The sequence below is a fragment of the Bradyrhizobium sp. AZCC 1693 genome (assembly GCF_036924745.1).
GTDB lineage: Bacteria > Pseudomonadota > Alphaproteobacteria > Rhizobiales > Xanthobacteraceae > Bradyrhizobium.
In genome coordinates this window covers 1621567-1635501 of sequence record NZ_JAZHSD010000001.1, presented here as the reverse complement: position 1 = coordinate 1635501, position 13935 = coordinate 1621567, and the positions used below count along the sequence as shown (strand labels likewise).

Sequence of the window (13935 nt, the reverse complement as noted above, 5' to 3'; positions counted from 1 at the left end):
CGGCCGGCGTCAGGCCGGCGGCTCGCCCACAGCAAGGCAGCATTTCTTGAACTTCTTGCCGCTCCCGCACGGACATGGATCGTTACGTCCGACGTTACGCCAGGGGTTCCTGACCGGCTCGTTCGGATACGCGAAATCGGTCCACGGGGCTTCCTCGCCGTCCTCGTCGAAGACGTCTTCGGTGCCGCGCGTCCAATCCAGTGATACCAGCACGTCCTCGATGTAACCGAGGTTGTATTGCGTGAGCCGTTCGATGTCGTCGGGCGCGTATTCGGCTCCGGCAATGTCGTCGTCGAACTGGCGACGATCAATCCATTCCTCGGGTATGCGGTCTTCACGAAAGGCATTGTCGACGAGCGGCACCAGGTCGCGCAGGCCGAGCAGGGCAATCGCCTGCAGCCAGCCCGCCCAGGCCTGATCGCCGTCTTCGGCCGGCCGCTCCTCATGGAACCGGACAAGAAATCCCCGATACCGATCGCGCTCGATGCGGCCCTCCCATGCCAGGAAAGTCGCCGCGCCGAACAATGCTTCACGGATGAATCCATCGATCGAGCTGTCGATGATCAAGGCGAACAGGGCGTCGACATCGTCATCGAACACGCCGGTGACGATGTTGGCCAGGCTTTCAGCGACGGTATCGCCGATGAGATCGTCGAGCTCCTCAAAGGGGCGCCGCAGCAGGCGCAGGAGCGGCTGGCACGCTTCCCGGTCACGTGCGCCGCCCAGGATATGCAGCCCGCGGAACAGCAGCAGGCTTTCATCGTCCGACAATGCCTCGCCATCCGCAGCCCGCAGCAGAACGGCGCGCAATGCCGGCGCAGATTCCTCGATTCTCGCCACGCACATGCCGACCGCGAAATCCGGCAGCTTCGGCTCCGTCGCTACGGCATAAAGATGTTCTTCGATCGGACCGAGATCGGGCGTGTTGTCGCCATCGCCAAGGATCGCCTCGAGTTCTTCCTTCTTCATCTTGCGCTCCGCGGCGTGTTGCAGAGGTGATGCCGATCGGATGGCTTCCAACCCGCAAGAGACGATCCATCGCCGCAAATGGCGCAATGGCCCGGTGTGCGGCGGCAGGCATCACCTGTTACCCATGTCTCCGGTCTGGACAAGGAGCGGGATGGCGGAGCCGGAGGGATTCGAACCCTCGATAGGGCTTTACAACCCTATAACGGTTTAGCAAACCGCCGCCTTCAGCCACTCGGCCACAGCTCCATCTGCGCGGATATGCCTGACGCGAGGGCCAGCCGCAAGCGGCAGATTCAGATTACGCCGAGGCCATTTGGAGGCGCCGGCGCTTCGCACGCAATCCTCACGAACGGCCGATATCCCGTATCGCGCGTTTAGACGCATGTTTCCGGGCTCTGCGGTCTCGATGACGCGCAGACGACTCAGCAATCGGCACGGCGCGCGTGACGCGAGACCTGACCTCCGCGGGGAGTTTTTCCGCGCGGCGCGTCGAAATCGCGTGAAATTGATTCGATGGCACCGGTGGGCCGATTCGATTCCGCGAGTCACGGTTCCAGACGCCGCGCGCAAGTGCCAAGTTTCGGCGCTCTATAAAAAGGCCTTCCGATCTCGCGAAATACCGGGCTTCCATCCTTTTTCGCCGGTTTTTTGCCCTGGTTGGGCGTCCGGAGAGGGGGAGACGCCCGTCGCGGCCTGCGCCTGTCTCCGATGAGCTCACTCTATAATAGGTGCGTAATCGCTCGCGGCGGATTCGGCGGCCTCGGCCTCGATTCGATGCTGAAAGAAGGCGCGTTGGCGGGCGCGAGCCGGTTGTTGCGGTGCCCACACCGAAATCGCGGTGTCAATCAGAGCTATTCGAAAATACCGAATAGAAACAGCGCCTTGCGAAGAAACTTCAATCACAAACGCGTGTTATTTGTGCAACACCCTTCGGAAAAGGGGCGGAGTCGGGCCGTTCGAGGCGGTTCCTTTGTTGCGTGTGCAGAAGTCCTCGGTAATTGTGATCGGGCGACGGAGGGGGGCATCCCGAGGTCGTCCCGTTTTAGGTGGTTCGCTTAAGTCCCTCGCGTTCATGCGGGAGTGTCCGAAGGCGCGAAGCGACTAAGCGGGTTTCAGGGGACAAGGGAACCAACCTTAGGGTGATTCACCCAGCGGATCCGGAACCTTCCCTACAGAGCAACTTGGAGGTTTAACATGAAGATGGTTAAGAGCCTTATTCTCGGCTCAGCGGCGGGTCTGATCGCCATGAGTGGAGCCCAGGCGGCCGATCTTCCCGTCAAGGCCAAAGCGGTCGAGTACGTGAGGATCTGCTCCCTGTATGGCGCGGGTTTCTTCTATATCCCGGGCACCGACACCTGCATCAAGCTGGGTGGTTATCTGCGCATCGACACCACGTTCAACGGCGGCATTTACGGCGGCCCGGCGTGGAGCGGCGATATCGGTCAGGGCAACCGCTACCGCGATTACTTCGCGGCCCGTTCTCGTCTGGCGCTGACGGTTGATACCCGTACCGCCACTGAATACGGCGTTGTCCGCACCTTCGGTCAGGCCAACATCCAGTTCAGCACGCTCGGCAACAACAGCTTCAATCCGAACGTGCTCGCGACCAACCTGGGCAACAACACGAACCTGCTTGATCAAGCTGGCGCTGGCTATGTCGCGGTCGACCAGATCTTCCTGCAGTTCGCTGGCTTCACCTTCGGTAAGTCGGTTTCGGCCTTCGCAACCCCCTGGAACGGCTATCCGGGCAACAACAACTCGTTCTTGATGGGCGGTCCGGACTACGTCACCGGCGTCAACAACATCCAGTACACCGCGCAGTTCGGCAACGGCGTGTCGGGCACCATCGGTCTGGATGAACCGACCGTGTACGACCGCACCGCTGTGCTGAACCTCAGCGTTCTTCCGAGCGGCTTCGCCACGGCGGGCGCTCAATCCTACGGCGGCGTGCATGCTCCCGACATCGTCGGCAACATCCGCGTCGACCAGGCCTGGGGTCTGTTCCAGATTGGTGGTTTGGCGCACCTCGTGAACGCTTCCTACAACATCCTTGGCGCCGGCGGCGTTCCGACGGCTCTGTCGGAAATCTCCGGTCACCCCGAAGACAAGTGGGGCGGTGCGGTGATGGCTGCGTTGCAGATCAAGAACCTGCCGACCGGTCCGGGCGACGACTTCAAGATCGACGCCACCTACGCCAAGGGCTCCACCAAGTCGGTGGTCTCCACGAGCGGCGCTTCGCCGAGCTTCGTGATGTTCGGTTCGACCGGTCGTCTGGGCGCTTACCAGAGCGTCGGCTTCGGCCAGACCGCTGACGGTGTGTACCTGCCCGGTGCCACCGACGGCATCAAGCTGGTGGATGCCTGGGGTATCCGTGGTGCGTTCAACCACAACTGGGATCCCTACTGGTCGACCAGCCTCTGGGGCAGCTATGGTCAGGTCCGCTACGGCGGCAACGCTCTGGACATCACCTCGGCGAAGGGTGCCTGGTGCGCCAACTACAACACTGGCAAGGTCGTGTCTGCAGACTATTCCTGCAACCCGGACTTCAACTTTGCCCAGGTTGGTGTGGTCACCCGCTGGACTCCCGTCAAGAACCTGACGTTCTCGGCTGAAGTCGGTGCGTTCTTCCTCGATCAGAAGTTCACGGGCGCTGCCGTCCTGGCTGCCACAGCTCCCAAGCCGACCACCGTGTACGAGTTCAAGGACCAGAGCACCGTCTTCCTGAACGTTCGCGCTCAGCGTAACTTCTGATCCCGAAAGACTTGAAACACTAAGGAGAACCCCCGGCAGGCAACCGCCGGGGGTTTTTCATTGCGGGCGCTGGTTCGAGGAAGGCACGGAGGAAGGCCGTCTTTCGACGCTTGAAGAAGCGGTTGTGAAAGGTGCCGCCGCCGTCCGGACTTGCGGACTGTCGCCGGAATTCAGCTCAGGCCGGCTTTTGCCGGAAAATCGCTATTCGACGCTGGCGCCGCGATGCAGGTCGGCTTCGATCTGGAGCCTGGTCCCGCCGCCGAACCGCGCGCGATAGACCTGCAGGTTCTCCATGATCCGCTGCACGTAGTTCCGCGTCTCGGAGAACGGGATCTGCTCGACCCAATCGACCGCGTCGACCTTGGGATCGCGCGGATCGCCGTAACGCTCGATCCATTTCTTGACGCTGCCGCGACCGGCATTATAGCCGGCGAAGGTCAGGATGTAGGAGCCGCGGTAGTCCTCGAGCAGCCCGCCGAGCTCGGCGGCGCCAAGCATGGCGTTGTAGACCGAGTCGGTCTTCATCCGGTTGAGGTCGAAGCTGACGCCGGCCCGTTTGCAGACGTAGCGTCCGGCGTCCGGCGTCACCTGCATCAGTCCGTAGGCCTGCGCCGGCGAGACCACGGCCGGGTTGAAGGCGCTTTCCTGCCGCGCAATCGCATAGACGACGCTGGGCTCCACCTCGGGGCCGATCTGCTTGAACGACGGAATGCCGTTGACCGGATAGGCGTAGTGATCGAACGGCAGGCCGCGGTTGAGCGCGGCCTTGCCGAGCAGCAGCATGCCGCGGGCGTCGCTATGGCGCGAGGTGAGTTCGCCGAGGCCGACCAGGGCATCGGGATCGCCATTCTCGCCCATGTCGGCGAAAATCGGGATCGCGAGCTCGCGCTCGTCGAGTTCATAGAGCAATTGCACGGCGCGGACGATCTCCAGCCGTTCAGCCCCGCGGCCGCGGCCGCTCGGGACGCCGTTCAATTGGAGCTGCGGCAGGCCGAGCTTGGCGCGCGCCAGTTGGCCGTAATAGCTGGTCGATTGCTCGGCTGCCCGGCTGTAGGCGGCGCGGGCCTCCTGGGCGCGGCCCGCCGCTTCCGCCGCACGGCCCTGCCAATAGCCGGCGCGCGCCAGCGCAGTCGGGTTCGCGCTGCCGACACCGATGCGCGCGAAGTGCTGGGCGGCGACCGCCGGATCCTTCAGGAAGCGCAGGGCGATCCAGCCCGCGGTGAATTCCTGCTCGGTCTTGTAGATGTCGCGGGATGGAAGTGCGGCGTCGCGCGCAATCAGATAGGCGGTGCGGTGTTCGCCGACGTCCAGCATCTTGCGCGCAAGGAGGCGCCGTTCGATCCACCATTCGTTGAGATTGTGCAGGCGGTTCGGATCTTTCGGCACGGCCAGCATGAGCCGTGCGGCCTCGTGGAATTTCTCTTCGCGGCGCAGCCACTGGATCCTGGCGAACATATAGCCGGGATCGCTGTGCAGCTCCTGCGGCACCGCATCGAGCAGCGACTTGAGGTTGGAGGATTTCTTGTTGGCCGCGATCCGCGCCTTGGCCAGCGCGACGTGGCCCGAACCGAGCCGCTTGGCGGCGCGCATGCCGCCGGCTTCCTGCTCGGTGCCGTAAAGCAGCGTGTCCATCCGCGCCTTGTGGTCGCCTGCCGTCAGCAATGGGCCGAACATATCGAGCGCTGCGGTCTCGGTGTCCTCCGACATGCCGTCATTGCGCCAGGCCTCGCGGACCAGCCGTTCGGCATTGTTGCGATCGCCGCGCGCGAGCATGGCCTTCGCCAGCGCGAACTTGCCCTTGGCCGAAATCGGCGATTCGTTTCCGAACCACGCCCACACCGTGGCGTCGTCGCGGCGGTCGTCCCAAAGGGTGGCTTCGATGCGCCGGCGCAGAAAGGTCTGCGATGGCCAGCTCGGATTGGCCGAAACAAACGCGCGGTAGCGCTCCACGGAGGCGCCATTGTTGTCGCTGCGCAGGATCAGCCATTCCGCAAGCTTGCGGGCGACCGGATCCGATATCGCGGCCTGCGCCTGCGCGGCGTCCCCCGGCTTCTGCTTGCGCATCAGTTCGATGACGTTCTCCAGCGCGTCCTTGTCGGCCTGCGACGTCGAGGACGTCGAGGCTACCGCTGCCGGCGCCACGTGCTTGCGCGGGGGCGGCAAGGCGGCATGCTGGCGGGTCGCAGGCGCGAGAACTGGCGGCGCAGGAGCGGGCGCGGCCGGCGCCGCAGGGGCCGCCGCGGCGTGGGCTGCTGGTGCTGCGCTGGTATGTGGCGCGGACTGCGCAGTCGACTTGGGAGCGACGTTGCGGGCGATCGGCCGCGGCTTCGGCAGGGGAACTTTTGGCTTGGCCCAGGCAGCCAGGGGGAACGCAGCCAGCACGGCCAGCGCCAGGCTCGTGGCCAGCGCGGTCGATCGCAAGGCGGCGGCGCGGGCGGAAGGGATCACGGCTTTCCTCTGCGGCGGCGAATCATTCAATCGCTCGAGCCTTAGATCTATTTGATTGAATATGTGGACAAAATGCTAAAACGTCGCGTCCGGACCTGTTTGCGCCATCACCGCGGCAAAATCGCGGCTGTCGCCTTGTCGAGGAGGGCGGCTCGGTCAAGCCTAAGAAAGAGCGTCGAAACAAAGCGCTAGCGCCATACGGCACAGCCCTTTCGCCTGATCGCCAGACCCGATATGAATTGAAATCCAGTTTCGGTCGTGCCGTTTCTTAAGCGTTTGGAGGAAGCCCATGGCAGCCAAGACAAAATTCCGGGGCTCGTTCACCGCCTTGGTCACGCCGTTCAAGAACGGCTCGCTCGACGAGGCCGCCTTTCGCGGCCTGGTGAGCTGGCAAATCGCTGAGGGCACCCACGGCCTGGTGCCGGTGGGCACGACCGGCGAAAGCCCCACTTTGAGCCATGACGAGCACAAGCGCGTCGTCGAATGGTGCATCGACGAGGCCAAGGGGCGGGCGCCCATCATCGCAGGCGCGGGCTCCAATTCAACCAAGGAGGCCGTCGAGCTCGCCGAGCACGCGGAGAAGGCAGGCGCGGATGCCGTGCTGGTGGTGACGCCGTACTATAACAAGCCGACCCAGGAAGGCATGTACCAGCACTTCAAGGCGATCAACGACGCGATCGGTATTCCGATCATCATCTACAACATCCCCGGCCGTTCGGTGATCGACATGTCGGTCGAGACCATGACGCGGCTGTTCGAATTGAAGAACATCGCCGGCGTGAAGGATGCGACCGCCAGCATGGTGCGGGTGTCGCAGCAGCGCGCGGCGATGGGCGAGGACTTCAACCAATTGTCGGGCGAGGACGCCACCATCCTTGGCTACATGGCGCATGGCGGCCATGGCTGCATCTCGGTTACGTCCAACGTCGCGCCACGGCTCTGTTCTGAATTCCACATGGCATGGCAGAAGGGCGACCATGCCACCGCGCTCAAGCTGCATGACAAGCTGATGCCGCTGCACAACAACCTCTTCATCGAAAGCAATCCGGCGCCGGTGAAATACGCGCTCTCGCTGCTCGGCAAGATCGACGAGAAGCTGCGGCTGCCGATGGTGCCGGTATCCGAGCCGACGCGGGTCGCCGTGCGCAGCGCCATGGTGCATGCCGGTCTGATCAATTAAGGGCTGCGACTCACTTCGCCTGAAGAACGAAGAGGGAAAGCCAACATGCTGAAGGAATTCCGCGAATTTGCGATGAAGGGTAACGTCGTCGACCTCGCCGTCGGCGTCATCATCGGTGCGGCCTTCGGCGCGATCGTGACCTCGCTGGTCGGCGATGTGATCATGCCGATCATCGGCGCAATCACCGGCGGTCTTGACTTCTCCAACTATTTCACAGGCTTGTCGAAGTCGGTGACGGCGACCAATCTGGCCGACGCCAAAAAGCAGGGTGCCGTACTGGCTTGGGGCAATTTCCTGACGCTGACGCTGAACTTCCTCATCATAGCTTTCGTGCTATTCATCGTCATTCGCGCCATAAACCGGCTGAAGCGCAAGGACGAAGCCGCGCCGGCGCCGCCGAAGCCGACGCGCGAGGTGGAACTGCTGACCGAGATCCGAGATCTCCTCAAGAAGGGCTAACGTGGCCGAGAAGAACGAGCGCCCGATCAAGGTTGTCGCCGAAAACCGCAAGGCCCGGTTCAACTACGCGATCGAGGACACCATCGAAACCGGCATTGCGCTGACCGGCACGGAAGTGAAGTCGATCCGCAACGGCAAGACCACGATTGCCGAATCCTACGCGGATTCCAAGGACGGCGAGATCTGGCTGATCAACGCCAATATTCCGGAATATCTGCAGGCCAACCGCTTCAACCATGAGCCGAAACGGCCACGCAAGCTCTTGCTGCACCGAAAGCAGATCAACAAGCTGATGGGCGCGGTCGATCGCGAAGGCATGACGCTGATTCCGCTCAAGCTGTATTTCAACGAACGCGGGCGCGCCAAGCTCTTGCTGGCGATCGCCAAAGGCAAGAAGCTGCACGACAAGCGCGAGAGCGAAAAGAAACGCGACTGGGGCCGGGAAAAAAGCCGCCTGATGCGGGCGCGGGGATAGAAAGGTTTATCCGTCATTGCGAGCGAAGCGAAGCAATCCATTGTGCTGCGAGGAAGTATGGATTGCTTCGCGGAGCCTGTCATCGGGCGCGCATTCGCGCGACCCGTTGGCTCGCAATGACGGCTGATGGAGAATGGTGTCCATGAACCAGAAAAACCTGCTCGAAGTCGATTGGAGCAAGATCCCGGCGCCGACGGATGACGGCGCGGCGGCGCATCTCGTCGGCATGATGATCCCACCGGTCACGCTCCTCGCCACCGACGACAACTCGGTGATGCTATCAGCGCTTTCTGGCCGCACCGTCGTATTCGCCTATCCCCGCACCGGCGAGCCCGGCAAGATCAGCCTGGTCGACGACTGGGACATGATTCCCGGCGCACGCGGCTGCACGCCGCAAACCTGCTCGTTCCGTGACCTGTTTGCGGAGCTGAAGGCCGCCGGCGCGAACCACGTGTTCGGCCTCTCGACGCAGGACAATGTCTACCAGACCGAGATGGCGTCACGGCTGCATTTGCCGTTCCCGGTTCTGTCGGACGAGAAGCTGGCGCTGACCCGCGCCCTGAAGCTGCCGACCATGCAGGTGGCCGGACTGACGCTGATCAAGCGGCTGGCGTTGATCATCGATAGCGGCCGTATCACGCACGTCTTCTATCCGGTGTTTCCGCCGGACCGGAATGCCGGCGATGTGCTGGCGTGGCTGAGGGAAAATCCGGCTTGAGTTGTTGATGTGTAGGGCGGGCAAAGCGAAGCCTGCCCACCATTCAGATCACCGCGGATATTGGTAGGCACGCTTACGCTTTGCCCACCCTCGAATCTACGAATCCAGATCCTTCCGCACCTTCGCGAACACGTTTCGAAACATTTCCGGCGTAAGTACCCGCGTATTCGTATTGTAGCGCGAGCAGTGATAGCTGTCGTAGAGCTTGATGGTGTCGGCCTTGTGCACGGCGCCGTGCGCAAAGGGGGCGGCGCCATTGCGAAGCCCGAGCGCCTTCAATGTCGATTCATGGGCGATCCGCCCGAGCGCCACGATCGCGCGAAGCTTCGGCATGGTCGCAATGGTCGCGACCAGGAATTGCCGACAGGTGTTGATCTCGACAGGCAGCGGCTTGTTCTGCGGCGGCACGCAGCGCACCGCGTTGCTGATCCGGCAATCGACCAGCTTCAGTCCGTCGTCGGGACGTGCCTGATAGACGCCTTTGGCAAAGCCGTATTCGAGCAGGGTCGCATACAGCAGGTCGCCGGCGTAATCGCCGGTGAACGGGCGTCCGGTGCGGTTGGCGCCCTGCAGGCCTGGCGCCAGCCCGACAATCAACAGTTGCGCGTTGGCATCGCCGAACGAAGCGACCGGTGCATTGTGCCAATCCGGCTCTTTTGCGCGCGCCTGCGCACGAAATTCGGCGAGCCTCGGGCAGAGCGGGCAATTGCGGCCGGGTTCGATAGAAGCAGGGGCGAGGAGGCTAGCCATGTGTCCAAAGCGTTTTCGAGCGAAAGCCGGCCACGGACCTAGATCCGGGATCGATGCCGGGTCGCGTCAAGAAAGCGCGTCAAACAAAAAGCCCCGGTTCTGTTTCAATCAGAACCGAGGCTCTAGCAGCGTGCTGGCTCATTCTCAATCGTCGAATTCGTCGTCGCCGGCGGTCCGCGGCGCCATGGTGGTCGCGCGCTGCAGGAATTGCGGAGCGTGATGACGCGGTTCGCGCGGTGCAGGGCGTTCGGACGGATCGCGGCCCAGTTTTGATTGCAGCTCGACGAGGTCGGTGAAGACGTCGGCTTGGCGGCGCAGTTCGTCGGCGATCATCGGCGGCTGGCTCGAAATGGTCGAAACGACCGTGACGCGAACACCCCGACGTTGCACCGCTTCGACCAGCGAGCGGAAATCGCCGTCGCCCGAGAACAGCACAATCTGGTCGACATGCTCGGCAAGTTCCATGGCATCGACGGCGAGTTCGATGTCCATGTTGCCCTTCACCTTGCGCCGGCCGGAAGCGTCGATGAATTCCTTGGTCGCCTTGGTGACGACGGTGTAGCCGTTGTAGTCGAGCCAATCGATCAGCGGACGGATCGAGGAGTATTCCTGATCCTCGATGATCGCCGTGTAGTAGAACGCACGCAACAGCGTCCCTCGGCTCTGAAATTCCTTGAGAAGGCGTTTGTAATCGATGTCGAAGCCGAGCGTCTTGGCCGTTGCGTAGAGGTTGGCGCCGTCGATGAATAGCGCAATCTTGTTGGAAGCGGGTGACATCAAATGGTTCTCACGTTGTTGTTAGCTTTTCTAGCGCAGCGGCCATCGACCGCGCGCACTTTCCAGTTCTGTTGCCTAAAGTTCAGTGAATCGTGCCCCACGACAGTCACCACTGCAATTATGGTGAGGCGAGGGCGAAAAACCTATACTTTTGACAGTGCAATGAAGAGATTTACTTGTCCCGTACGGCAACCCTGCCGCGTCTGGACGCTCCGGCCTGTTTTGGCCCCCAGGGTGGGTTATCAGAGCCCATTGGGAAGGCAAATCACAAATTTAGTCTTGCGAAACGCCCTTTACCGCTATAACTAGCGCCCATATCAGACATATTTGGCCCCCAGATAACGGAGCGACAGTCTATGGCGCGCGTCACCGTGGAAGATTGCATTGACAAGGTCGACAACCGGTTCGACCTGGTGTTGCTGGCGGCGCATCGCGCCCGAATGATTTCGTCCGGGTCGCAACTCACGGTTGATCGGGATAACGACAAGAACCCGGTCGTTTCGCTGCGGGAAATCGCCGATTCCACTATTTCCCCGGAAGACCTGCGCGAGGAACTGGTTCATTCCCTGCAGAAATTCGTCGAAGTCGACGAGCCAGAGCCCGATACCGTGCCTTTGATCGGCTCGGCCGGCGCCAGCGTCGATGCCGACGACACCGAGGTCGCGGTCGAGCGCATGACCGAGGAAGAGCTCCTCAAGGGCCTGGAAGGCCTGGCGCCGCCGGAAGAGCAGCCCGAAGAGGACGAGTAATCCGGGAACATCCCGGGTCGTCCCAAACTCCCTGATCTGCCAAAGGCCCGGACATCCGTCCGGGCCTTTGCTTTTGTTGACAATTTTGCGGTTACAATGCGTCCTTGGCCGGCGCGGCAGAAATCGGCTGACTCGCCTGACCGGCGGGTCACCGGGGTGGGCGCTGGCCCAAGCGAAATTGAACCGTTTCGGGCCCGAGCGGCGTGCATCGCCGTTCGAAAACGCATTAGATACGTAACGGCGGGACCCGTCCGGGTCTGGTGGAAGAAGGCAGTAATTGGATGGCGTATTGGCGCCGCAGTTCCCGGCAAATGCAGGCCGCAACCGGCCAGGTCGCGGTCGCGCCGACCTCGCCTGTGACGGAGAAGCCGAAATCGCGCTCGCGCATGATGCGGCAATACGACCTGGTCGAACGCGTCCGTTCGTACAATCCCGATACCAACGAAGACCTGCTCAACCGGGCCTATGTCTACGCCATGAAGGCGCATGGCACGCAAACCCGGGCATCCGGCGATCCCTATTTCTCGCATCCGCTCGAGGTGGCGGCGATCCTGACCAACCTCAAGCTCGATGACGCCACCATCGTCGCTGCCCTGCTGCACGACACCATCGAGGACACCGAGGCGACGCGGGCCGAGATCGACAACGTCTTCGGCCACGAGATCGGCGCGCTGGTCGAAGGCCTCACCAAGCTGAAGCGGCTGGAGCTGGTCTCGCGCGAGGCCAAGCAGGCCGAGAACCTGCGCAAGCTTTTGCTGGCGATCGCCGACGACGTCCGCGTGCTCCTGATCAAGCTCGCCGACCGCCTGCACAACATGCGCACGCTGGAATTCGTGCCGCCGGCCTCGCGCCGTCGCATTGCGGAAGAGACACTCGACATCTATGCGCCGCTCGCCGGTCGCATGGGTATGCATGAGATGCGCGAGGAACTGGAAGATCTATCCTTCCACGTGCTCGATCCTGAAGCCTATGCGGTGGTGAAGCAGCGGCTCGACGCGCTCGCCGACCGCAACCGCAATCTGATCGGCGAAATCGAAAGCCAGCTCTCCAAGAATTTGCAGAAGAACGGCATCACTGCGCGCGTCTATGGCCGCCGCAAGCAGCCGTTTTCGATCTGGACCAAGATGGAGCGCAAATCGGTCGGTTTCGAACAATTGTCCGACATCTACGGCTTTCGCATCATCCTGAGCGACGTCGAGGACTGCTACGCCGCGCTCGGCGTGGTGCACACAACCTGGCCGGTGGTGCCCGGCCGCTTCAAGGACTACATCTCGACGCCGAAGCAGAACGATTACCGTTCGCTCCACACCACCGTGATCGGCCCCGGCAATCAGCGCGTCGAGCTGCAGATCCGCACCGAGGAAATGAACCAGATCGCGGAATTCGGCATCGCCGCCCACGCGTTCTACAAGGAAGGCGTGGGCTCGCCGACCGAGCGGCTCAAGCACGAATCCAACGCCTTTGCCTGGCTCCGCCATACCGTCGGCATCCTGTCCGAAAGCGCCAATCCGGAAGAGTTTCTGGAGCACACCAAGCTCGAGCTGTTCCACGACCAAGTGTTCTGCTTCACGCCCAAGGGCAAGCTGATCGCGCTGCCGCGCCAGGCCAATGTGATCGACTTCGCCTATGCCGTGCATACCGATGTCGGCAACTCGGCGGTCGGCTGCAAGATCAACGGCAAGTTCGCGCCTTTGTCGTCCGAGCTGCAGAACGGCGACGAGGTCGAGGTTTTGACCTCGGTCGCCCAGTCGGCGCCGCCCTCGGCCTGGGAATCGCTTGCGGTCACGGGCAAGGCCCGCGCCGCGATCCGGCGCGCCACGCGCACCGCGGTACGCGATCAATATGCCGGCCTCGGCCGCCGCATCATCGATCGCCTGTTTGCCCGCGCCAAGATCGAATACGCCGACGATAAGCTGAAGGGCGCGCTTCCCCGGCTGGCGCGCGCCTCGATCGAGGACGTGATGGCCTCCGTCGGGCGTGGTGAACTCAAGGCTTCCGACGTCGCCCGCGCCATGTATCCGGACTACAAGGAAGAGCGGATGGTGCGCTACGGGGCCAAGAAGAGCCTCGCGGTCAAATTGAAGCTGAAATCGCCGCCGCATCCGGCGCGCAGCGCGTCCGTCATCCCGGTGCGCGGCATCAATTCCGATCTGCCGGTGAAGTTCGCGCCGAACGGCGGCGCGGTGCCGGGCGACCGCATCGTCGGCATCGTCACGCCGGGCGAGGGGATCACGATCTATCCGATCCAGTCGCCGGCGCTGAAGGATTTCGAGGAGGAGCCGGAGCGCTGGCTCGACGTCCGCTGGGATATCGACGAGACCATGCCGCAGCGTTTCCCGGCGCGGATCCTGGTCCATAACGTCAACGAGCCCGGCAGCCTCGCCCAGGTCGCCACCGTGATCGCCGAGCATGACGGCAATATCGACAATATCAGCATGTCGCGCCGCTCGCCTGATTTCACCGAACTGACCATCGATCTCGAGGTCTATGACCTCAAGCATCTCAGTGCAATTATCGCCCAATTGCGCGCCAAGGCCGTCGTGGCCAAGGTTGAGCGCGTCAATGGGTAGCCGATCTGTCGTTGCCGGGCTTGACCCGGCAACCCATCGTTCTCAAGAAGATGGATGCGCGGGTCGAGCCCGCGCATGACGATTGGATT

The 13935-nt window shown here is 62.5% G+C and carries 11 protein-coding genes and 1 tRNA gene; 7 read left to right on the top strand and 5 right to left on the bottom strand.

Going from position 1 to position 13935, the window contains the following annotated elements:
• Positions 1-9: 9 nt before the first annotated feature.
• Both V1293_RS08070 and V1293_RS08065 read right to left on the bottom strand, forming a co-directional pair.
• Positions 10-969 (bottom strand): DUF1186 domain-containing protein, encoded by a 960-nt coding sequence (locus V1293_RS08070; RefSeq protein ID WP_334508271.1) that lies wholly within the window; start codon positions 967-969, stop codon positions 10-12.
• A gap of 152 nt (positions 970-1121) precedes the next feature.
• Positions 1122-1215: transfer RNA gene (locus V1293_RS08065), tRNA-Ser, on the bottom strand.
• A 948-nt stretch (positions 1216-2163) separates the two neighbouring features.
• Here V1293_RS08065 and V1293_RS08060 point away from each other — a divergent pair.
• Positions 2164-3720: a porin gene (locus tag V1293_RS08060; protein ID WP_334508269.1), complete on the top strand. Its 1557-nt coding sequence runs from the start codon at positions 2164-2166 to the stop codon at positions 3718-3720.
• Positions 3721-3921: 201 nt separating this feature from the next.
• On the opposite strand, the gene V1293_RS08055 is transcribed toward V1293_RS08060, so the two are convergent.
• On the bottom strand, positions 3922-6165 hold the full coding sequence (locus tag V1293_RS08055; protein WP_334516660.1) for a lytic transglycosylase domain-containing protein: 2244 nt from the start codon (positions 6163-6165) through the stop codon (positions 3922-3924).
• Positions 6166-6457: 292 nt separating this feature from the next.
• On the opposite strand from V1293_RS08055, the gene dapA reads away from it, so the two are divergent.
• The 4 genes from dapA (at position 6458) to V1293_RS08035 (ending at position 9000) form a co-directional block, all read left to right on the top strand.
• Complete coding sequence (gene dapA / locus V1293_RS08050; RefSeq protein WP_334508267.1) at positions 6458-7348, top strand: 4-hydroxy-tetrahydrodipicolinate synthase; 891 nt, start codon at positions 6458-6460, stop codon at positions 7346-7348.
• A 45-nt stretch (positions 7349-7393) separates the two neighbouring features.
• Positions 7394-7807, top strand: coding sequence for a large conductance mechanosensitive channel protein MscL (mscL, locus tag V1293_RS08045; RefSeq protein WP_334508266.1), 414 nt, complete (start codon positions 7394-7396; stop codon positions 7805-7807).
• Between the two features lies 1 nt (position 7808).
• A complete protein-coding gene (gene smpB / locus V1293_RS08040; RefSeq protein ID WP_334508265.1) occupies positions 7809-8282 on the top strand; it encodes an SsrA-binding protein SmpB in 474 nt (157 codons plus the stop codon).
• A gap of 142 nt (positions 8283-8424) precedes the next feature.
• The gene (locus V1293_RS08035; protein ID WP_334508264.1) at positions 8425-9000 is read left to right on the top strand and encodes a peroxiredoxin; all 576 of its coding nucleotides are present in this window, start codon (positions 8425-8427) and stop codon (positions 8998-9000) included.
• A 96-nt stretch (positions 9001-9096) separates the two neighbouring features.
• Here the strand turns inward: V1293_RS08035 and V1293_RS08030 are convergent, their stop codons facing one another.
• A complete protein-coding gene (locus V1293_RS08030) occupies positions 9097-9750 on the bottom strand; it encodes a uracil-DNA glycosylase (RefSeq protein ID WP_334508262.1) in 654 nt (217 codons plus the stop codon).
• 144 nt (positions 9751-9894) lie between these two features.
• Positions 9895-10527, bottom strand: coding sequence for a LabA-like NYN domain-containing protein (locus V1293_RS08025; protein ID WP_334508260.1), 633 nt, complete (start codon positions 10525-10527; stop codon positions 9895-9897).
• A gap of 356 nt (positions 10528-10883) precedes the next feature.
• Between V1293_RS08025 and rpoZ the strand changes: the two genes are divergently transcribed.
• Positions 10884-11276, top strand: a complete 393-nt coding sequence (gene rpoZ / locus V1293_RS08020) for a DNA-directed RNA polymerase subunit omega (protein ID WP_024512695.1) — start codon at positions 10884-10886, stop codon at positions 11274-11276.
• Between the two features lie 281 nt (positions 11277-11557).
• Positions 11558-13846, top strand: coding sequence for a RelA/SpoT family protein (locus V1293_RS08015; protein ID WP_334508258.1), 2289 nt, complete (start codon positions 11558-11560; stop codon positions 13844-13846).
• Positions 13847-13935 lie beyond the last annotated feature (89 nt).